At 61.9% G+C, this 21,982-nt stretch carries 10 protein-coding genes; all 10 read left to right on the top strand.

From position 1 onward, the window contains the following. Positions 1-140: 140 nt before the first annotated feature. Positions 141-821 (top strand): hypothetical protein, encoded by a 681-nt coding sequence (locus A4A58_RS10435; protein WP_068731610.1) that lies wholly within the window; start codon positions 141-143, stop codon positions 819-821. Next, the gene (locus A4A58_RS10430; RefSeq protein ID WP_081421811.1) at positions 814-1,389 is read left to right on the top strand and encodes an RNA polymerase sigma factor; all 576 of its coding nucleotides are present in this window, start codon (positions 814-816) and stop codon (positions 1,387-1,389) included. Before A4A58_RS10435 ends, A4A58_RS10430 begins: the two co-directional genes overlap by 8 nt. After that, a complete protein-coding gene (locus A4A58_RS10425; protein WP_068731608.1) occupies positions 1,386-2,345 on the top strand; it encodes a FecR family protein in 960 nt (319 codons plus the stop codon). Before A4A58_RS10430 ends, A4A58_RS10425 begins: the two co-directional genes overlap by 4 nt. Positions 2,346-2,505: 160 nt before the next feature. After that, entirely contained in the window at positions 2,506-13,665 is an 11,160-nt protein-coding gene (locus tag A4A58_RS10420; protein ID WP_068731606.1) for a filamentous haemagglutinin family protein, read from the top strand. A gap of 951 nt (positions 13,666-14,616) precedes the next feature. Continuing rightward, positions 14,617-15,393: an STN domain-containing protein gene (locus A4A58_RS10415; protein ID WP_139069825.1), complete on the top strand. Its 777-nt coding sequence runs from the start codon at positions 14,617-14,619 to the stop codon at positions 15,391-15,393. Positions 15,394-15,402: 9 nt separating this feature from the next. Continuing rightward, on the top strand, positions 15,403-16,125 hold the full coding sequence (locus A4A58_RS10410; RefSeq protein WP_081421810.1) for an energy transducer TonB family protein: 723 nt from the start codon (positions 15,403-15,405) through the stop codon (positions 16,123-16,125). Positions 16,126-16,271: 146 nt separating this feature from the next. Further along, positions 16,272-16,778 (top strand): RNA polymerase sigma factor, encoded by a 507-nt coding sequence (locus tag A4A58_RS10405; RefSeq protein WP_244499726.1) that lies wholly within the window; start codon positions 16,272-16,274, stop codon positions 16,776-16,778. Between the two features lie 226 nt (positions 16,779-17,004). Then, complete coding sequence (locus A4A58_RS10400) at positions 17,005-17,982, top strand: FecR family protein (RefSeq protein ID WP_081421809.1); 978 nt, start codon at positions 17,005-17,007, stop codon at positions 17,980-17,982. 316 nt (positions 17,983-18,298) lie between these two features. After that, positions 18,299-19,987, top strand: a complete 1,689-nt coding sequence (locus tag A4A58_RS10395; protein ID WP_068731598.1) for a ShlB/FhaC/HecB family hemolysin secretion/activation protein — start codon at positions 18,299-18,301, stop codon at positions 19,985-19,987. Between the two features lie 53 nt (positions 19,988-20,040). Next, the gene (locus A4A58_RS10390) at positions 20,041-21,981 is read left to right on the top strand and encodes a DUF2341 domain-containing protein (protein ID WP_068731596.1); all 1,941 of its coding nucleotides are present in this window, start codon (positions 20,041-20,043) and stop codon (positions 21,979-21,981) included. Position 21,982: the final 1 nt, after the last annotated feature.

The raw sequence follows: 21,982 nt of genomic DNA, 5'->3' as shown, positions 1-21,982 counted from the left end.
ACGGACGGGCTATCGGTCGTTGCTGGCGTGCGACCGCATCGTATTCCTGTTCAGGATGTGTCGGCGTGAAGACCTGGTGCTCATCGAGGCCTTATTGCCGATGGCATGCAGTCATTCGCGTCACTTTTTTGGTATCCAGCGTGCTCCCATTCACCTTGATCGCGAGTTCGCGGGTGGCGCTATCCGAGACGGTCGCGCCGGACACGGTTTTGCAGTTTGACATTCCCCGGCAGTCTCTGGCGTCGGCGCTTGATCGATACAGCGCCACGACGGGCATCGTCGGGCTCTATCAGGGGCGTCTCACCATCGGGCGCGTGTCGAAGACGGTGGCGGGGCGCTTCACGCCGGCCGCGGCACTTGCGCTGCTGCTGCACGATAGCGGTCTGCGGGCGGAATACGCCGCGGCAGATGCTTTCGCGATCGTCGCGGCTCCTGGTGTCTCGCCGGCGATGAAACCGGTCAATGCTGTGGCGCGAGCGGGCATCATACAGCAGGATGCGATCCAGCAGGGTTACTCCGCGCTGCTTCAGGAAAAGATCAGCGATGCGCTGTGTGGAAGCACGCTCACGCGTCCGGGAAACTACCGTGTCGCGTTGAATTTCGGTGTCGGGCCGGCAGGCGGGGTCGAGCATTTCAACCTGCTTGGATCGTCCGGCGACGACAAGCGCGACGACGCCATTTTCAACGCGCTGCAATCGCTTGCGATCGGGCGGCCGGCGCCTGCTCATATGCCGCAGCCGTTCACGATCGTCGTGCTGCCGACATCGTCCGGCGGCACCGTCGATTGCCGTCCGACCAGAAGTGCCGGCCGCAATGGCTGAGAAACCGCATTTGCCCGCCAAGCCGGAGCCGGCCGATCGCTTCTCATCGCGCCCGCAGAGTGCGTCGGCACTGCTGGCGTTGCAGGAGCTTTTGATCAACCGGTATGGCGCTCTCAAAACCCGGCTGGCGCGTCGCCTTGGCTCGCAGGAATGGGCCGAAGAGGCACTGCAGGACACTTATTTGCGCCTGAACGGCGCTGAGCTGACCGGAACGGTGCGCAACCCGACCGCTTATTTGTTCAGGACCGCCTTCAACATTGCTCTCAACCGCGTGCGCGCCGACCAGCGCCGGTTGTCGGCGGTCGAAGTTGAGGGGCTGCTCCACATCGCCGACGAAGCCCCCGATGCATTGCAGATATTCGAAGGCCGCTCCGATATCGCGCGTCTCGGCGCGATCCTCGCCCGGCTGCCGGCGCGGCAGCGCGCGATCCTGCTGGCATCGCGCGTCGAAGGAGCATCGCGGCTGCAGATCTCCAAACGCTTCTCAATATCGGTGAGCATGGTCGACAAGGAATTGCAGCAGGCGCAGGAATATTGCGCGACGCGGTTTGGCTGGAAAAAGATATGACGATGCAATCCACGCATGAACTGGCGCCTCTCGACCGTGAAGCCCATGCATGGGTCCGGCGCCTCACATCGGGGGAGGCCACCGCAACCGACGCGGATGCGCTGCGCGAATGGTGCGGGCGGAGCCCCGCGCATGCAACTGCGTTCTCCGCCGCAAGCCGGCTGTGGCGTCAGTTCGGCCCCGCGGCCCGCGTTCTCGAGGACAGCCGGACGCCGTCGGATTTGTCTGCACGACGCGCGAGGACGATGGGGCGCCGCGCCTTCATCGGCGGCGCGCTTGCAGCCTCCGCAGCCGGGGTGATGCTGGTGAAGCCACCGCTCGATCTCTGGCCATCGTTCGCCGAATTGCAGGCCGATTTCCGAACCGGTGTCGGCGAGCAACGGACTATCTCGGTGTCCGACGGGGTTGCGATCGAGATGAATGCACGGACGAGCATCTCGGTGGCTTCGGATGCCATCGAACTGATTGCAGGCGAAGCCTCGTTCGCGCTTCCGGAGAGCCGCCCGCGGCAGTTCGAGGTCGTTGCCGGCAACGGCAGGGCTTCCGCCACGAATGCGCGTTTTGATATCCGCCATATCGGTGCGCGTGTGCGGGTGACATGCTTCGCGAACGAAGTCCGGATCGAGCATCCCGACCGCACCATGACGCTCGGCCCTCGTCAGCAGGTCAGCTATCGGGCCGACGCGGTTGAAGGTGTGCTTACCATCGATCCTGCGGTCGCTGCTGCGTGGCAGCGTGGGTTGATGATCTTCAACATGACGCCGCTCGGTGACGTGATCGACGAGTTGAATCGCTACCGGTCGGGCCACATCGTTCTGCTGGACCGAAGCCTCGCAGAAAGCCCCGTCAACGGTCGCTTCAAGATCGATCGTCCCGACGATGCCCTGGCCCAGATCGAACTGGCGTTCAACGTCCGTCGACGGACCTTGCCGGGCGGATTGATCCTGCTCGGCTGACCTCTGCCGTTACCTGCGCTGGCTCGCGATCTCAGTGACATGAAACATTCATAAATTTCCGGTGGGGGCCGCGGAGCCTCAGGTGTCTCAGGGAGGACGTTACATTTGCCGGAGTCGTTCCCGGCGGATCCTGTCTGCCTTCGGAATTGTGAGAGTCTCCATGGTCGTTCATGCCACCACTTCGCCATCGCGCCACACGCGTCAGTCGTTCAACCGCAGCAGGATGCTCGTTGGCGTCAGCCTTCTGGCGTTGCTCGGCACGGTAGCGAAGGTAGATGCGCGCGGCTTCGGCAGCAGCGGCTCCGCTGCGCCCAGCAGCCCGGCGGCGATCGCAGCGGCTGCCGCGGCTGCAAGCGCGCAACAGTCTTCGGCCGCAGGCCGGCAGGCGATCCAGTCGATGGCACGTGCTGCCCAGGCCTTGCAGGGCATGCGTGACGCGCAGAGTGCAGCCCGTGCTGCCGCGCTGGCGGCGACAGGAAGCGGGGTGCCCAACGGGTTGACGGCGGGTGGCCTCGCGGTCGCGCCGGGTGCCGGTACGACGCCGGATGTCTGGGTTGGTGCCGGAGCGCCGTCGCAAGTGCAAGCGAATGGTCGTACCCAGGTCGAGATCAAGCAGACCGAACAGAAGGCGATCCTGAACTGGTCGAGCTTCAATGTCGGCCGTGAAACCGATATCACTTTCAACCAGAGTGCCGGTGGCGCCGACAAGGCAAACTGGATCGCGCTCAATCGCGTCACCGATCCGACGCTGGCGCCGAGCCGCATTCTCGGCACCATCAAAGCCGATGGGCAGGTCTATGTCATCAACAAGAACGGCATCGTGTTCGGCGGGGCGTCACAGGTCAACGTCAACAGTTTCGTTGCTTCATCGCTCAGCCTGTCGAATGAACAGTTCCGCGCTGGCATAAACAAACAGCTTCTGATCTTCGACGATCCATCAGGTAGCAGCATCGCCACGCCGCAATTCGGCTATCTCGGCCAGCAGCAGCCCAACAAGTACCTCCCGCTGACGGATCCCAGTCAGCCGGCACCGGCGGTGATCGGAGCTCCCGCCGGCGATGTGCGTGTGGAGGCCGGCGCGCAGATCACCACGGCGAGCGGCGGCAAGGCGCTCGTCTTCGCACCGCATGTCATGAATGCCGGCGCCATCCGCGCACCCGATGGCCAGGTCATTATGGCGGCGGGCGAGCAGATCTATTTGACTACATCATTGGACGTGCGCGGGCTGGATGTCGCGGTCTCGGCGCCGATGCGCTGGGTGTTCGACTACAACGGCATGATGGCTGCGTCGGGCCAGACCCCTATGCCTGTCGATGGGACGACCGCGTTCAAGAACGATCTGAAATCGATCGTTTTCCCTGAGATGGCCGCGCGTGCCGCCGCCATAGGTTACAGCGTCGTCAATGATGGCATGGTGAAAGCCGACCACGGCAACATCACGCTGATGTCGCGCACTATCGTCCAGAACGGCGCACTCGAGGCATCGACCGCGTTAAACAATCGCGACGGTTCGATCCGGTTGCTGGCCTGGGGCGAGGGCATGAGGTCCTACGGTCCGTCGGAGGGGCCGCCGATGCGCTATTGGTCGGCAGGTACGCTCACGCTCGGCTCCGGTAGCGTCACCACGGCGATGCCGGACCTGAAGGATACCAGCGAGATCGAACAGACCTCGTTGGCCACGCGCTACGGTCCCGGCCGCATCGAGATGCGCGGGCAGTCCATCGATATCGAGGCCCGGGCCAACGTGATCGTGCCGGCGGGCACCATCAGCATTGTTGCCAGTACATCGACCTTAGCCGGAGAGACGCCGACTGGCAGCGAGATGGTCGTGCGCGACGGCAGCCGCGTCTATATCGGCGAAGACGCTTATCTGAGCGTCGCCGGCCTGCAGGACATGTTGCTCACCATGGAGAGCAACACTGTCACCGGCGAGTTTCGTCTCAACGAACTGCGTGACTCGCCACTGTATCGGGACTCCTGGCTGCGCGGCAAAACCGTCAGCGTGGACAAGCGCGTTGCCGGCCTCTTCACCGATGGTCCGATGGCCGATGTGCAATGGATCTCCGGCTCGCCGGGCGCCTGGGCGGGCACGCCGCTGGGTGATTTCTCGGGCTGGATCGGGGTCGGAAAAACAACGCTCGGCGCGTTGTCTGCCGATGCCAGCAAAGCGTCGATTACGATCAAGTCGAGTGGCTCGGTCATTACGCGCCAAGGCTCGCTGCTCGACGTCTCCGGTGGTTCGGTGCGTTACCAGGATGGCTGGATCACCACCACGCGGCTGGTCGGAGCCGATGGCCGTATCTATGATATCGGCGCGGCCATGCCGGATCAGATCTATGTTGGTCTCGCAGGTTCATTCTCGCGAACGCACAATGTCCGGGGCAAGGCCGATCCGCGGCTGACCGAGACCTGGATGTCGGTCTTCGACCGCAATCAGTCTCGGCGGTTCGAGAAAGGTTACACGGAAGGTCGTCAGGCCGGTTCGATCCAGTTTTTTGCCGCCGAAGCCATGGTGCTCCAGGGCGGCTATTGGGGTGGGGCGGTAGCCGGGGAGCGACAGGCGGCATCCGGAAATCTTGCGGTCGCCGGTTCTCTCACGATCGGCGGCGGCAGTATCGAACATAGGCAGTGGCTGATGGGCGATCTCGTCATCACCGACAAGCCCGAACTGCTGCCGACCAGCTTCAACGCGACGAGCGTTCTTGACCCGATCTGGTATGTCGGCACTTCAGCCGACACAGCGTCGGCGCGTCGAAAGACCACTTATCTCGACTCGCAGGTGCTTGCGGATGCGGGGATGTCCAAGCTTGTCTTCAATGTCGCTGCCGGCTTTACGCTGGCTAAGGACCAGAATCTTGAATTGGCACCGGCCACCACTTTAACTGTCTATGGCAATGCCGGCACAGACAATCCGGCCCACTTCGTCGTCGATGGCAGCATCCGCATTGCGGGCGGCAGAGTTTCATTGACCGGTGACGTGACGGCCAATTACGGCTCCACGGCCACGATCGATGTCAGCGGCGTCTGGCTTAACGGGGCCCCCGATGGATTGCCACCGGTTATCAAGGGCGGTGCAATCTCTGTCTCGGGCGACTTCGCACCGGGCGTCACGCTCGATGTCTCCGGCGGTGGCTGGTACGACACGACAAGCATCAAGCCCAAATTGAAACTCGGCGATGCCGGCGCTCTGACGATATTGCCCACGACCACGGCGCAACTGGCAGGCCTCGATCTGCGCGGATACTCTGCGGCTTCGGGCGGCACTATCACTGTGATGACGGCCGGCTCGATCTGGATCGGTGGCGCAGCGCCGACCAATCCGGCCACTGGCTGGCTCCCGGCCTCATTGTTTGCCGAGCGCGGGTTTCGTGGATTTGCGCTGACGACGACTGGTGACGTCATTGTTGCAGACGGCGCTGCGATCCTGCAGCTTCCGACGAGCGTGGATCTCAGCGGTGTCAATCCCGCCGCAATCGCATCCGGCGCGCGGATCAGCGACATCGGTCATCTGGCGGTGTTGCCGCCTATCGGGCGCATTACCCACAAACCGACCGAACTGAGCCTCACCGGCGCCAATGTCACAATCGGGGCTAGCGCAGTCGTCCAAACGGATGTCGGCGGCAGTATTAATCTGACCGCCATCGCAAATACAGGCGGTTCGGATCCGAACACGTCGGGCAATCTGGCCGTTAACGGCACGCTCGAAGCGCCGGCCGGGGCGATCACGCTCAGTGCCGATGGTGAATTGAAACTCGCTGCCACCGGGCGGATTCTCGCTCGCGGCCTTGCGGTCGTCGACACCGACATCCGCGGCCTCCGCTCCGGAAGCGTATTGGCCGGCGGCAGTGTGAGTTTCAGAAAAGCTGCGACGATAAAGCTCGAAACGGGTTCAATCGTCGACGTGTCGGGCGCGAGCGGCACGTTTGATATCAACCGCGGACGTAATGGCGCCGAAGTATATACACTGGCTAGCAATGGTGGGAGCATTTCGCTAAACTTCAGCGGTGAAGCCCGTGACATCGTCGATGCGACCTTCCTCGCGCATGCCGGCGGTGCCGGGGCCAATGGTGGCAATCTGGCAATCAGCGTCGGTTCGGTCGCCGAAGTCAATGATTCCTATACTGCACCATTCATGCTGTATTACCGCGATCGCAGGGACAGTGTGATCAAGTTGCTCGATCTGTCGAATTTCGACATGTCGATTAATCTGGACGTCTATGGCGAGTATAGTTCAGGCGCGGATCCGACCTTCGGCTTCTATTACGTGCTCGATAAAATCTATTCTGGGACCACCGGCCTGAGCCGCTCTGGTGGTCTCGCATTTGTGAATCTCAGATCCGACACGTCTCCAGCCACGGTGAAGCAGCCGCTGGCATTGATCCTGCCCAACCTGATCGATCAGCTCGATCTTCTCAGCACACACTTCTATGTCGATCCCGATGCGACCATTCCATTATCGCGGGAATTGCCCAACGTCGTCGTGAAGATGACCAAAATGTCCGCCGATGCCGTCAATGGCGGCGGCTTCGGTACGCTCACCACCAATTCCAGTGTGTTCATGGTTGCGCCGGGCGTCGATCTCGCGGTCGGAAAATCCATCTCGATAGCAAGTCCGATCGTCAGCGGCGGCGCCGGTGCTGCGAGCATCACGGCGCCTTACATCCAGATACTGTCCGGCAACGGCATGGCGGGCGCGGCCGGCAGCGGCAAGCTGACCGTGACGGCCGACCTGATCGACGTGACCCGCGCGACATTTTCCGGCTTTGCCGAGACGCGGCTGGTGACCGGCGACCTGCGCATCGGCGCCCTCATCGGCGGCATCGACGGCACCGAGGATCGCAGGTCCTATCTGACGGCCGATGGTCAGCTCACGCTCAAGGCCGCCCAGGTCTATCCCGCGACGGGCATCGTCGCGTCGATCAAGGCGGGCGCGCAGCTCGATATTCAGGGCAATGGCGACAGCGGCTTGCCGTTGTCCGCGGCCGGCACCTTGAAGCTTCAGGCCCCCGTCATCGTGCAGGGCGGCGTGGTGCGTGCGCCATTCGGCAGCATCACGATGACGGCGACCGACAGCATCACGCTCGGCGCCGGCAGCATCACGTCGGTCTCGGGAGACGGCTTGATCCTGCCTTACGGCACGCTGGGCAACAATGAGTTCTGGAACGGTCCGCTCGTCACACTGGCCCTGGACAAGCCGACGCTGCCGTTGAGCCAGTTGCCGGAAAAGAGCATCGTTCTGCAAGGCCCGAACGTGACACTCGCTGCGGGATCCGTGGTCGATATCCGCGGTGGCGGCGATCTCTATGCCTGGGAGCATGTGCCGGGTCCCGGCGGCTCGCACGATGTCCTGGCCCAGCCGGGGATGTACGCCGTCATGCCGGGGCTGAATGTCTCGGCTGCATCACAGCAGAAGGTCTGGCTCGCTGGCGGCAACGGTCTTGCCGCGGGCTGGTATGCCTTGCTGCCGGCGCGCTACGCGCTGCTGCCTGGCGCTTTCGCCGTGTCGATGGCGAAGGGGTCCGCGAATGCCCGTACGCCGAACACGATGACGATGCCGGATGGTTCGACGACGATGGCCGGCCGTCTGGCCGACAGTTTTGGCGGCGGTTTCGACCAACTCCTGTCGTCCTGGCGCGTGATGTCAGGAGTGACGTTGCGGACCTACAGCGAGTATAACGAAGCCTACGCCAATACGTATTTCGCGTCGGACGCATTCAAGCTCAGCCAGTATCGTCTCAACGGCATCGATATCGTGACGCCGCGCATGCCGGTGGATGGCGGATCAGTTGTGTTCAACGCCACATCTTCTCTCGTTCTCGATGGGCAACTGCAATCGCAGCCGGCCGCAGGCGGACGTGGCGGGCTGGTCGATATTGCCGGCAGCAAGATCGCTGTCGTCGGAGCAGGGCAGGATCGCAGCGATCTGTCCGGCTACCTGATCATCGATGCCACGTCGCTGAGCAATTTCGGCGCGGGAAGCCTGCTGATCGGCGGCGTGCGCAGCGGCGATGCGCGCGGATTGCGTATCGATGTCGCGGCCAGCGACGTTCTGGTTCGCAACGATGCGTTCAGCGCCCTCAGCGGACCGGAAATCCTGCTGGCTGCAAGCGGCGAGGTTCGCGTCGCCGAGGGCAGCGTGATCGTAGCTGCGGGTTATTCACCGGGAGGCGGCGTCGATCTCGTGTTCGCGCCCCAGGTGAGGGCCGTTTATGGCGATCCTGGCGGTATCAATGATGGCATCCCGAGCAACGACGTCCTGCTCACGCCGACGCGCGACTATGGCGCGTTGATCCGGGTGTCGGCGAGTAACGCGGTGAACGTGTTGCGCGAAAATGTCGATATATCGACGGGGGGCGTCGTTACCATCGGTGCCAATGCGACCATTTCCGGCGGCAACGCGTTGTTGCTGGATGCCACGCAGAACACGGTCGTCGCCGGCAGCGCGAGGCTGTCGGGCGCGGCGATGTCGCTGGCGAGCGGGAGGATCGGCTTCGGCGGCGGAAACAGCGGCCTCGTGCTCGACGCCACGTCGCTGGCACAACTCGCCAACACCCAGGCGCTGACATTGCGCAGCTACAGCACGATGGATTTCTATACGTCCGTCAATCTGGGCAGCGCCGGTCTCGACAAGGTCGTGTTCGATGCCGCCGGCTTCGTCGGCTATGGCGTCGGCGCGATCGCTGTCACCGGCAAGACCATCGCCTTCCAGAACAGCGGCGGCAGTTTCGGCAATCCCGGTATGGTCGGTACGGGCCAACTGTCGCTGAATGCCGATGAAATCGTGCTGGGCGGCGGTGCAAAGGCGCTGCGCGGCTTCGATACGGTCACGTTGAATGCAAGCCACCAGATCACCGGCGAGGGCAACGGCTCGATCGATGCGGGGACGGCGTCGGTCACGCTGGTAAGCCCGGTGGTGACAGGGCGCGGTGGCGCATCGCAATCGATTACGGCGCAAAACATGATCCGCGTTCTCGCGGGCGGCAATGCGCCTCTGGACAATCCGGAAGCCAGCCTCGGTGCACGTTTTAATTTCACCGGCACCAGCGTCGAACTTGGCGGGCGCATCGTCGCCCTCGGCGGTGCAGTCAATCTCTCGGCAACGGCCGGCGATGTGGTGATCGACCAGACCGGCGTGATCGATGTCGGCGGCTTCAGGAAGCAGTTCTTCGATGTCGCGCAGTATGCCGATGCAGGCAGCATCGGTCTGACGGCGGCGGGGTCCGTCGTCGTGGCGCCGGGCGGCTATCTCAATTTATCCGCTCATGCCGACGGTGGAGCCGCCGGCAAGCTGTCTCTGGCGGCGTCGAATGGCGGCACCGTGGTGCTCGGCGGGCGCATTGAGGCGCATGCCGCGGCGGGTCAGACGGGCGGCTCCTTTGCCCTGGATATCGCCGCACTTCCCGATTTTGCGGCGCAGAGCCAGTTGCTGAACGCCGCCGGCTTCTCGGCGTCGCGTCAATTCCGTATCCGCTCCGGCAATGTGGTGATCGACGGCCTGACGCAGGTCGCGGATTTCGCGCTGGCCGCGGACCAGGGCTCGGTGACTTTGGCCGGTACGATCGATGCCCGCTCCGGATATGGCGGCAGGATCTCGGTCAGCGCCGGCAATGGTCTGACCATGCTGGGCTCGGCCCTGCTGCAGGCCGGCGCGACCGGCGAGTTCGGCGGCGGCCGGGTGACGCTGGAAGCCAGCGGCGGCCAGCTCGATATCCGCGGCGGCACGATCGATGTGGCGGGAGGCGATGGCGGCCGCGTGCGCTTCCGCGCGTTGCAAGCGACGAACCACGACGAGATCGAGGTCGTAAACCTGCAGGCGACCATCGTCGGCTCGGGCTCCAGCGTTCTGGAGGGTGTCAGTGTCTACAACAGCGGGTCGGTGGATGCGGTTCGCGGCGATGCGATTACCCATGCCAACACGTTCTTAGCTAGCGCTGCAGCGATCGCAGCGCGCCTCAACGCGAATGCCAGTGGCGTCGCGGTGATGCCCGGCATCGAAATTCGCAGCACCGGCGATCTCGTTGCGGCGACCGACTGGAATCTGGCTGCGGATTTTGCGTCGGCCCGCATGGGCAGCCTTACGCTGCGCGCAGCCGGAAACCTCACGATCCTGGGCAATATCAGCGACGGCTTCTCGTCCGCGGCGCTCACCGGCGTTCTGCAGAACACGGCGTCGTGGGATTTGCGCCTGGTCGCGGGCGCGGACCTGAGTTCGGCGAGCGCGCTTGCCGTCAAGCCGCTCGCAGCCCTGGGGGCGGGCAGCGGTACGCTGTCCATCGGCAACAGCGCGTCCGGCAATGTCGTTCGCACGGGAAGTGGCGACATCGATATCGCCGCAGGCCGCGATCTGCTTCTCGCGCACAACACATCGGCCGTCTACACCGCGGGTCGCGCGGATCAGACCGTCTATGCCGACTTCAACACGCCGACCGGCGCGGCCTATGGCATCGGCGGCGGTAATTTGCGGATCGCGGCGCAGGGCAGCGCAACCTCGGTGCTGCCTGTCGAACCCGATGACAACCAGCTTTTCATGGAATGGCTGAAGAAGGTCGGCTCGCTCAATGCGGACTTTGTTTTCGAACTGTTGGATCCTGACCCCAACGGGCCGCGGCGGCAAAGCTCGTGGTGGATCGATTATAGCATGTTCCAACAGGGTGTCGGCGCGCTCGGCGGCGGCAACGTGTCGGTGAAGACCGGCGGCGACCTCGTCAATATGCTGGTGGCTCTGCCGACCAACGGCCGCGTCAGAGGCGGGCGATCGAGCGGCGAGGCTATGCTTCTCGAGATGCGCAATGGCGGCCTGATGCAGGTCGAGGCAGGCAGTGCCGTTCGCGCGGGCTATTACTATGTCGGCCGTGGTGAGGGCGTCATTAATGCCGGCGAGTTCGCGATTGGTCGTACGGTCTCCGCGGTGCTCCGTTCAAAGGAAAATGCTGTCTACAACATCGCCCCTGTCCTCGCGCTGGGCGACGCCACGATGAGAGTGAAGACGTCGGGCGATCTTGTTCTGCAGACCGTTATGGATCCGTTGCTGCTCAATTCCGACACTTACATTCCATCCGGCCCTTTCGCTCCAAGAGGCCTCAGCAGATACAATGCTTACATGAGCGGCTATACGAGCAGGAGCTCTCTTGAACTGATTTCTGTAGGCGGGAACGTCTCACTCACCAATCAAGGGCGTTTCCTGTCCAAGCAACTCGACCTTTCCGTTGGTTCATATGATGATGACGTGGACTATTCGCTGATTGGCCTGTTGGCGACAAATCTCTATCCCTCGGTCACGCGCATTACCGCGCTGAATGGATCGGTGACCAATCAGAACCGGTTGTTCACCGCGCCAGGTGCGAATCCGGAGCTTCGCATCCTGGCAGAGAGAGAGATCGTGCTGGGCGATATCACCATGTCGCGCGCCAATCCCGAGATGATGCCAAGTCCGCTGCGGCCTTACGGCGGTGTGGCAGATGCCGCGCTACAATTGCGCGTGGAAATGACACCCAGGGATTTCCAGGACGTATCAGAAAGCGGCTTCACGGCTCTGATTCTTAATCAACTGGAGGCCAGATGGGGTCCCAGCACGAGTGCTGTATTGCTCAGTTATCTTGCTAGTATGCGTAATCCGCAGCAGTTAGTTAATGGGAGCGACATCGAGCCTAGCCGCGTTTTTGCGCGAAACGGTTCGATCGTTGGATCATTGATTGATAGCCCGCAGGGTCCGAGGCTCGGCAAGGTCACGACCAACGAGCAGACCTGGTTCCGCGCTGGGACGGACATTCGCAACATCGACTACAACTTGCGTAATTTGCATCGCACCGACGTGTCGGTGCTGGAAGCCGGCACCGACATCATCGGCGGCAAGATCGATATCCAGGGGCCGGGCGCCATCGCGCTCGTCGCGGGACGTGACGTCTATGGCACGGCGTTCCAGATCTTCAGCAGCGGCAACTTCGACAAATACGATGAGAGCAAGCCGAATGTCGGTGATCGTATCCGGGCCGTAGCACTCAGCGAAGTGCGCGGCCTCCCCCGGGACGGCGCGTCGATCTCAGTGATGGCAGGCTTGAAAGGCAAGCAGCCGTCCTACGACGCGATGATCGCTGCCTATCTCGATCCGGCCAATGTCGGCGCGATGCCTGACTATCTCAAGACCACCATCGATGGGACAGTGCTGCCGATCTACCTGTTCGATCTGGTCGGGATGCGCCGCGGCGAGGAGCACACGGCGCGTTCCGGCCTGGTGTCTTTCATCAAGGGCATCACCGGCGAGACCCTGGCGCCGCTCGATGCATGGTCGCGCTTCAAGTCGTTGCCGTCGCTCACGCAGCAGCGTTTTCTGCGCGACGTCTACAGCCAGGAGCTCAAGGCTGCCGGCGATAACCAGCTCGCTCTCGACGCCAATGACCGGCCGATCAATGGCGGTTACCGTCGCGGCTACACGGCGATCGAGACATTGTTTCCGGGCAAGGACTGGAGCGGTGACGTCAAGATCGGTAATGCGACCTTCCGGACCATGGCCGGTGGCGGCATCGAGACGTTGACGCCGGGTGGCGGATTGCAGGTCGCGGCGCTCGGCACGGCGGTGCCGGCCGGAGACGGCCTCGTGACGTTCGGGTCGGGCGATATCAACATCTTCGCGCGGGATAGCGTGACGGTGAACCGCTCGCGCATCCTGACATTCGCCGGCGGTGACGAGGTGATCTGGTCGACGCTCGGCGATATCGATGCCGGTCGCGGCTCCAAGACCACGCGCGTTCCCTCGGCGCCTGACATCACGACCGATGTCGATGCGGTCACCAAGGTGCAGGAGAGCGCGGATATCGGCGGCAGCGGCATCGGCACGATCATCGGCTTCGATGGTGTGAAGGAAGGTGACGTGACGCTGATCGCGCCGGGTGGCACGGTCGATGCCGGTGACGCCGGCATTCGCGTCAGCGGCAACTTCACAGTGGCGGCGATGTTCGTGCTCAATGCCGAAAACATCAAGGTCGGCGGCGAAACCAAGGGTGTGCCGAAAGTGGCAAGCGCGCCGGTCAACCTCACCGTGGAAACCAAGGACAAGGCGGCCTTCGACGCCGTCAAGGACGCGACGCAGAGCGGGTCGAGTGAGCGGCCGTCGATCATCATTGTCGAGGTGCTTGGTTATGGCGGGGGCGGCAATGACACTCAGCAGCGTGAGGATGACGACCGCCGCAAGTCGGATGATCGACGCAGCTACAACACCAACAGTGTCATTCAAGTCGTCGGCAGCGGACCGCTGAATCAGGAGCAGAAACAGGTCCTGACGGACGCAGAAAGATCACGCCTCGCCGAGATTGCGGGGAGGTGACAGATTCGCTGAGAACGGCGAGATGATGCGATATGGACCAAACGTGTGCAATATCGGTTCCTGGCGGCGCAAAGCGTCGTCAGCGCCGGAGGGAAGGCGGAATTCGCGATCGAGATGCTTCTCGGGAAGGGATATTCAGGAGTCAGCAATCCAATAACAGGGCACTGAGAATGAGTGCCGTACATCCTCGACGCCACTTTTCCTTGCGAAACGGCGCCTGGCTTGGATGCCGGCGACGACGGACAGCGTGGATGATCGACGTGGCCGAGGTCGCCACCGGAGTCTTCGGCAACGTCGATCTGCGGCGCTGCAGCTGCTGAAAGCGGCGATCATCCGGTGCAAGGGCACGTCGACGGGCTTGCCGACCGTGTAGATGCCGGGCACCAGCGTAGCGTTGTCGAACTCCAATGCTTCAGCGGCGACGCGGCAGACGGCGAGGCCGATTCAGGGCAGCGGCAACGCGTCCCCCTCGGTCATCATCATGGAAGTGCTCGGTGATGGCTGCGGTTGAAGCGAGCTGGACGGCGCGCAAGCGGGGGAACGCCAGGTTATGTGGGCGCCACAGTCGACGCGCTAAGCTATATCGCAGCACCGCGCGCTACAGAGTGCAGCCGGATGTCCAAGCGCAGATGCTGCCCCTGGAAGTGCGACAACGAATGATGACGGAGTGATTTGCGACGTGGTGCCAGCCGACAGTTGCGGTTGGCGCCATATTGAACGCCGATCTTTCACGTTGAATCGAAATATAGTGAGATACATAGAATACGTGTCACAAAAACTACGTAAACGAGTGTGGCGGCTTAGCAATCGCTATTGTCGGTCTGTAGAGTTGGTGCGTCCGTATCCTTGCTGTATCATTGCGCGTCCGATATGAGTGCCTCACGCAATGTCGCCAGCGACTACGGGCGTTGTCGGTGTTCTGGTCAAGGTCAGTAAGTCGAAGTCTGTAATATGAGTGCTATTCGGCAGTGGGACGATCTCGATCTGTTCATGCGCCTTCGGGCGAGGTCGAGGGCGTGCTTCAGCGTTGCTTGTCACCGTTTCTTTCCGCTGTTGTTCGTTGGTGCTACCATCGTTGTGTTCGGTGCAATGATTTCGGCGCTGGCCGCGAGCGAACAGCGAGAAAATCCGGCGCTGATGCGCTTTCATATTCCGATTCAGCCACTGGCCTCTGCATTGCAGACGTATAGCAAGATCACCGGCGTTCAGTTACTGTATGAAAGCAGCGCGGCCAATAATCTTGTTTCAACATTGGTCGAGGGCGATTTCACCAGGGACACGGCGCTGCGGGTTTTGCTCGGCGATGTCGATCTGCTGATCCGCTACACGCGCGCCAATTCCATCACCTTGGTGCCGGCCTCGGCAGATCCCGACATGCCGCCCGTTGCGGTGTTTGATAAGGCCGATCTGGTGCTCGATCCGTTACGGGTTCGCAGTACACGGGAAATTCGCGATCCATCGCAATTGCGGGTGTATAGCGGCGTGATCCAGTCCGATATCCAGCAGGCGTTGCGTAAGGAAGCCAAGACGCGCAATGGCAGCTATAGTGCGGGTATCAAACTCTGGATCGACGGACCGCGGACCGTGAAACGGACCGAGTTGTTCCGTTCGTCGGGCGACCAGGAGCGGGACAATGCCATCGGGCGGTTGCTTGATGGGCTACAGGTGAGCCAGGCCCCGCCTGCGAACACGCCGCAGCCCGTCATGGTCATGATCACCGTGCGCTAGGCAGGACAGATGGCATTGCCAATACATTGGAGGGCACCTGATCTGACACGGAGGAATCCCGTATCCGATCAGTATGACGACACCTCGGGCAGCTTTGGGCATTGGCGCTGGCTGGCCGGTAGCGTCGTGCTGGTGCCGGTGATGCTCGCCGCCGGTGTTTATTGGCTGCATCATGTGCCCACTGGTCCATCGGCGCGGCAGGGCTATTCGACGATTCAGGTCGAATTGCTTCCGTCGCCGACGCCTTCACCTGAAGTGAAGCAAGCTTCACTCTATGCTAGCCCGCCGATTGCCGATTTCCAGGTGACGCCGACGATTTCGGAGCAGGTGCTGCCGCCGGTCGAACAGCAGGCGATGCCGCCACAGCCGCTGCTCCCGCCACGTCCCACGGCATCTCCGGAGCAAAAGCCGGCGGGAGGCGGGCAGGCGCGCCCAGTCCCGGCAGGAACGGCAACGCGTTATCAGCGCCAGCTCGAAGCGCATATCGAGCGCTATCAGCGCTATCCGAACGATGCGCGCCGCGATGGCTCGCAGGAAACGGTGATGGTCATGTTCGCCATGCGTCGCGATGGCAGCATCGTTCGCGTCGATATCAAGTCGAGTTCAGGGCGCTCCGTACTGGACAGGGAAGCGATCGAAACGATCCGCCGCGCGCAACCGCTGCCGCGCATTCCGGCCGATATGCCCGAGCTTCTAACCGTGATGATCCCCGTCACCTTCGATGCGCGATAGTCTCACATCTCTGTTGAGTTCGAGGTGTTCTAGCTTCGTAATCAATCTGTCATGTGCGATGGGTAACACCGTGCTGCTGAGACGAGTATTTCTACGCGTAAGGGCTATAGCCGGTGACTGGGGCAAATCGTACAACTCTGCGGAACGTGTTAACGGCCGATTATAGCGGTCTGTTCAAGCGTTTGACGCGACGATTGGGGTCGGAAGATCTGGCTGGTGATGCGTTACAGGAGACTTTCCTGCGCATCGAGCAAATGCAGAATGCCCCGGCGGTGAACAGTCCGAAAGATTATCTGTTCCGCATCGCGCTCAACGTGGCGACAGATCGGCGTCGTGGCGAAAAGCGTCTGCTGAGTATGGATGCGATCGACGCCTTGCTCGACATCCCGGACGAGTCGCCCGACGCGGCGGCGATCGTCGAGGGCCGACAGGATATTCAGGCACTTGATCTTGCACTTGCCGAGTTGCCGAGCCGAGCCCGCCAGGTGTTCATGGCTGCCGTTGTCAGGAAAATGCCGGATCACGAGATCGCTGCGCAGCTTGGCGTCAGCGTCCGGACTGTCGAGATCGACCTTCGCAATTCGCTGAAGCACTGCGCTGCGCGCCTCGGCCGGACGTTGCTGCGACGATCCGGTGGCCCGCGTCCCAAATAATTGCGGTCTTACTGCCATTTCCCGCGTTTGATCACCGGGCCGTCGTTGCGGTCCCGCGAATCTCGTTAATTATTGTTATTTTCGCTTGCGGGATAGCCTTGCCTCAACCGTCTATACATCAGAAGGTAATTTTCGCGGCCCCCAATAGCAGAATCAGAAGCTCAGCGACGACAATGACTCACATCATTATCCCTGCCCAAGCTTCCGCCTTTTTGGTGGTGATCTCGTGAGCGCCCCTCTCGACGAAGCCGACTTGCTCGAGCGTGCGGCGGACTGGGTCCTGCTGCTGCGTTCCGGCAAGGCGACGACTGAAGATGCCGAGCAGCTGCAGCTTTGGCGCCGACAGAGCGATCTGCATGAGCAAGCCTTTGTTCAAGCGGTGCGCCTGTATCGCGATCTTGGCGCGATGGGAGCGGAGCTTGAGAACCGCAATGTCCGTCCCTTCGTGGCACGTGTGTCCGCCGCAAAACAGATGGTCAGCCGTCGTAGCCTGATCGGCGGCGCGCTTGCGGCGTCCGTCACGGGCTACATGATCGTAAAGCCGCCGCTGGAGATGTGGCCGTCGCTTGCCGAGTTGTCGGCGGATTATCGAACGGCAAAGGGCGAGCAGCTTGACGTCAAGCTGGCGTCGAATGTCGCGCTCAAGCTGAACACCCAGACCAGCATCGCCGTTCGTGGGAACGATGTGAATCCGCGGATCGAGTTGATTTCCGGAGAAGCTGCGATCACCACGCGGCGCGACAGCTTCGAGCCCCTGGTGATGATCGCTGCGGATGGGCAAATTACTTCCAGCGCCGCAGATTTCAACCTGCGATGCATCGACGGTGTTGTTCTCGCGACATGTAATGAAGGCTCGGTGACCATCTCGCATGGCGGACGCAGCGTTCGGCTCGGCCGCGGCGAGCAGGTTAGTTATTCGGCGTCTGATCCGCTGGGGCTGCCGGTATCGATCGTCGATTCCAGTTCTTCGAGTGCGTGGCGTGAGAAACTGCTGGTCTTCCGCGATCGGCCGCTTTCGGCCGTCGTGGCTGAAGTCAATCGTTATCGGCCAGGCAAGATCGTCGTGACCAATACGCAGCTCGGCCAGCGCCTTGTCAACGGTACGTTTCACACTGACAGGCTTGATGATTTCGTTGCGCAGGTGCGGCAGCTGTTTGCCGCCAATGTGCGCGCGCTGCCGGGCGGCATCGTCCTGCTGAGCTGATTGCTCTCCTCTCTTTCTCTTTTCTCTTTGGTTGTCTTCAAACCGTCGCATGTTGCGTGTTGCGCGCAGTATTCTTCGCGACCGTTTTGCTACCGCGCTCTGTCGGTGATTCGGGTGGCACCAACCTCTTAATTTTCTTTTGCGGGTTACGACCCGCCCAAACGTCTTCAAGACGTAGGGACCTGAACATGGGCGTGCGGCTCGTGCTCGGTGTGCCCTCTTATGGGCTTGATATATGCTTCTTCTGAACAGAGACGGTGTCGGCGCAGGCTGGACAAAGCAACACTTCCTGCGTTGTTCGGCGCCAACCGCCCTGATGCTTGCGAGCATCGGCGTTATTTTTGCTGCGACAGTGACGGCCGATGCGAAGCCGGGCCAGCAATCGGATAAGCCCTCGGCCACTGCCAAGCCTGCAGCGGACGGCAAGGACGCGAAAGCCGCAGCGGATGCCAAGCAGGCGCCGGCAGCGCCATTGCAACGCTTTGATATCGATGATTTCGCCGTGCAGGGCGCCGATACGCTGCCGCAGATCGATGTCGAGGAGGCGATCTATCCGTTCCTCGGCCCGAGCCGCAGCGCCGATGACGTGGAGAAGGCCCGCGCTGCGCTCGAAAAAGCCTATCACGACAAGGGGTTCCAGACCGTCAGTGTGTCCGTTCCGCAGCAGAATGCGTTGACCGGGCGCGTGATCCTGAAGGTCTCCGAACTCAAGGTCGGTCAGGTGCGCGTCAAGAATTCGCGCTATTTCGATCTTGCCAATATCAAGAACCGCGCGACGTCGCTGAAGCAGGGGGCGGTACCGAACTTCAACGATGTGACGCGCGACATCGTCAGCCTCAATCAATGGCCTGATCGCCGCGTCACGCCGGCGCTGCGTGCGGGCGTCACCCCCGGCACGGTCGATGTCGATCTGGCGGTCGAGGACAAGGCGCCGATTCACGGCAGCCTTGAAGTCAACAATCGCCGCTCGCCCAACACATCGGCCACGCGCATGATCGGTACCGTGCGCTACGACAATCTGTGGCAGCTCGGTCACTCGTTCAGCTTCACCTATCAGGTTGCGCCGGAAAACAAGAGCGATGCCGAGGTGTTTTCGGGCTCGTATCTCGCGCGTGTCGAGGGTATCGATTGGCTGACACTGCTGGTTTACGGCGTGAAGTCGAGCAGCGACGTTGCGACCGTGGGCGGCATGAACGTGATCGGCCCCGGCCAGATCGTCGGTGGTCGTGCTGTCATGACGCTGCCTGCGCGCGATAACTTCTTCCACACGCTCTCGGCCGGTGTCGATTACAAGCACTTCGATCAGACGGTGCGCGACTTCACCGGTGGCTTCTCCACTCCGATCACCTACTATCCGTTCGTCGCCAGCTATGGCGCGACGTTCCAGGCAGAGAAGTCGCTCACGCAGCTCAATGCGTCGGTCACGGCGAATATGCGCCCATCGAGCAGCGACTGGATTGCTTTCGACAACAAGCGTGCCTGGGCTTCCGGCAGCTTCTCGCATCTGAACGTCGATCTCACGCATACCCACGAATTGCCTGAAGGCTTCCAGCTCTGGGGCAAGATGCAGGGCCAGGTATCGGATGGCCCGCAGGTATCCAGCGAACAGTTCAGCGTCGGTGGCCTCGATACGGTCCGCGGCTATCTTGAGTCCGAAGTTCTCGGCGATGACGGCGTCGTCGGCAATCTCGAACTGCGCTCGCCCGATGTCGGGTCGATGCTGCAGAAGGAAATGAAGGACGAGACCGGGCAGGGCACACCGCGTTTCGTGACCTTCAACGAGTGGCGTTTCTTCGGCTTTGCGGATGCCGGCCATGTGCGCGTGCAGCGCCCGCTGCCTGAACAACAATCGAAATTCGATGTCTGGAGCTACGGCGCAGGCACGCGTTTCAAAGTCTTCGACGGCGTCAACGGCATGCTCGCCTACTCGGTGCCCATGATCAGCCAGGCCTATTCGCAGGCCGGCTCGGGACGCGTCAATTTCCGAATTTGGGGTGAATTCTAATGGCTATGGGGTCTGGTCACATGAGCAATGGCATTTCGGTCCTGCGCCGACGAATGAAAAACGCGGCCGCGGGGCTTGCGCTCGGCTTCGCCGCTGCGATGACGCTGTTTCCGTCCACGGCCAATGCGTGGTGGAACGACGAATGGCAGCTGCGCAAGAAGATCAACATTGATGTCAGCGCCACCGGCGCCAACATCACCGATCCGATCGGCACCGTGCCAACGCTGGTGCGTCTGCATGTCGGCAATTTCCGTTTCAGCCTTGCCAAGGATGACGGTAGTGATCTGCGCTTCGTGGCATCCGACGACAAGACCCCGCTGAAGCATCACGTCGAAAAGTGGGATTCGCTGCTTGGCGAAGCTCTGGTCTGGGTGTCGCTGCCGAACGTGGCACCGGGCGCCAAGTCCGAATTCTGGATCTACTACGGCAACAAGAAAGCCGCCGCGACCAACGATGCCAAGGGCACCTATGATGCCGATACGGCGCTGGTTTATCATTTCAACGAGCGCGGCACGCCGGCAATCGACTCGTCGGTTTGGGCCAACAATGCACAGAGCGTCGGCCAGCCGGCTGACGGTGCGCTGATCGGTACCGGTCTGCGTCTCGACGGCCGCAACATCGTCACCTTGCCGGCTTCGCCTTCGCTCGGCATGGCCGACAGCGCGCCATTCACTTGGTCGGCCTGGATCAAGCCGGCTGCGCCGCAGCCAAACTCGGCGCTGTTCAGTCGTCGCGATGGCGCAAATGCACTGATCATCGGTCTCGACAATGGTGCCCCATTTGTCGAGGTGAGCAATGCGGCCGGTACCCAGCGCAGCGGCGCTGGCGCTCCGGTCGCTGCAAATTCCTGGCACCATCTCGCCGTTGTTGCGGCGAGTGGCACGGTCACCGTCTATCTGGACGGCACGGCCTATGCGACCCTGGCTGCGTCGCTGCCGGCACTGACAGGCGTTGCACGGCTTGGCGGAGATTCGACGCCTCCCGCCGTCGCTACGCCCGTCGCACCGGCAGTCGATCCTGTGACACCAGCTACCGACGGAACTGTGCCCGCTGTCGAAGCGGCTCCAGCGCCGGTCGCTGCAGCTGCGATGGCCGGCTTTGTCGGTGACATCGACGAACTGCAGATCGGCAAGATTGCGCGTTCGGCAGGCTTCATCAAGTTTGCTGCCGTCGAACAGGGCAGCGAACCGGCCAAGCTGATCGCCCTCAGCGCCGATGAAGAAACCGCAAGCTGGATGTCCGGTTATGTCGCGGTGATCCTGAAGTCGGTGACTATCGACGGCTGGGTCGTCATCGGCCTGCTGATGGTTATGGCGGTTGCCAGCTGGATCGTGACGTTCGATCGAGCGAGCTACCTCAAGAAGCAGGCTAATGCCAACGACCGTTTCATGAAGAGCTTCCGCAAGCTCGCCGACAACCTCACAGCGCTCGATCGCGGTGAAGTGGACGAAAGTGCCGCTGTGCTCGGCAGCCGGTTGAGTGCCGAAGAAGGGCAGATGCTCCGTGCTTCGTCGCTGTACCGCATCTATCACGTTGGCGCTGAGCAGATCAGCCACCGCTTCGGTAATAGCGCGAAGATTTTGCGCCTGAGCGGTCCGTCGATTGCCGCTATTCGTGCGGCGCTGGATGGCGCCTTCGTGAAAGAAAGCCAGCGTCTCAACAAGATGATGGTGGTTCTCACCATCTCGATCTCCGGCGGTCCGTTCCTTGGTCTGTTGGGCACCGTGGTCGGCGTCATGATCACCTTCGCAGCCATCGCCGAGAGCGGCGACGTCAACGTCAACGCCATTGCACCGGGCATCGCGGCGGCACTGGTGGCAACGGTTGCGGGTCTGCTCGTCGCGATCCCCGCGCTGTTCGCCTACAACTATCTGGTCACCCGCATTGGCGAACTGACCACCGACATGCAGGTCTTCATCGACGAGTTCGTGACCAAGATGGCCGAGGCTTATTCGCCTGAAGCCGTCGTGGATCACCGCCAGGCTGCGGAGTAAC

The organism is Tardiphaga robiniae (genome assembly GCF_001618955.1).
GTDB lineage: Bacteria > Pseudomonadota > Alphaproteobacteria > Rhizobiales > Xanthobacteraceae > Tardiphaga > Tardiphaga robiniae_A.
This window is presented reverse-complemented; position numbering and strand designations above follow the sequence as displayed.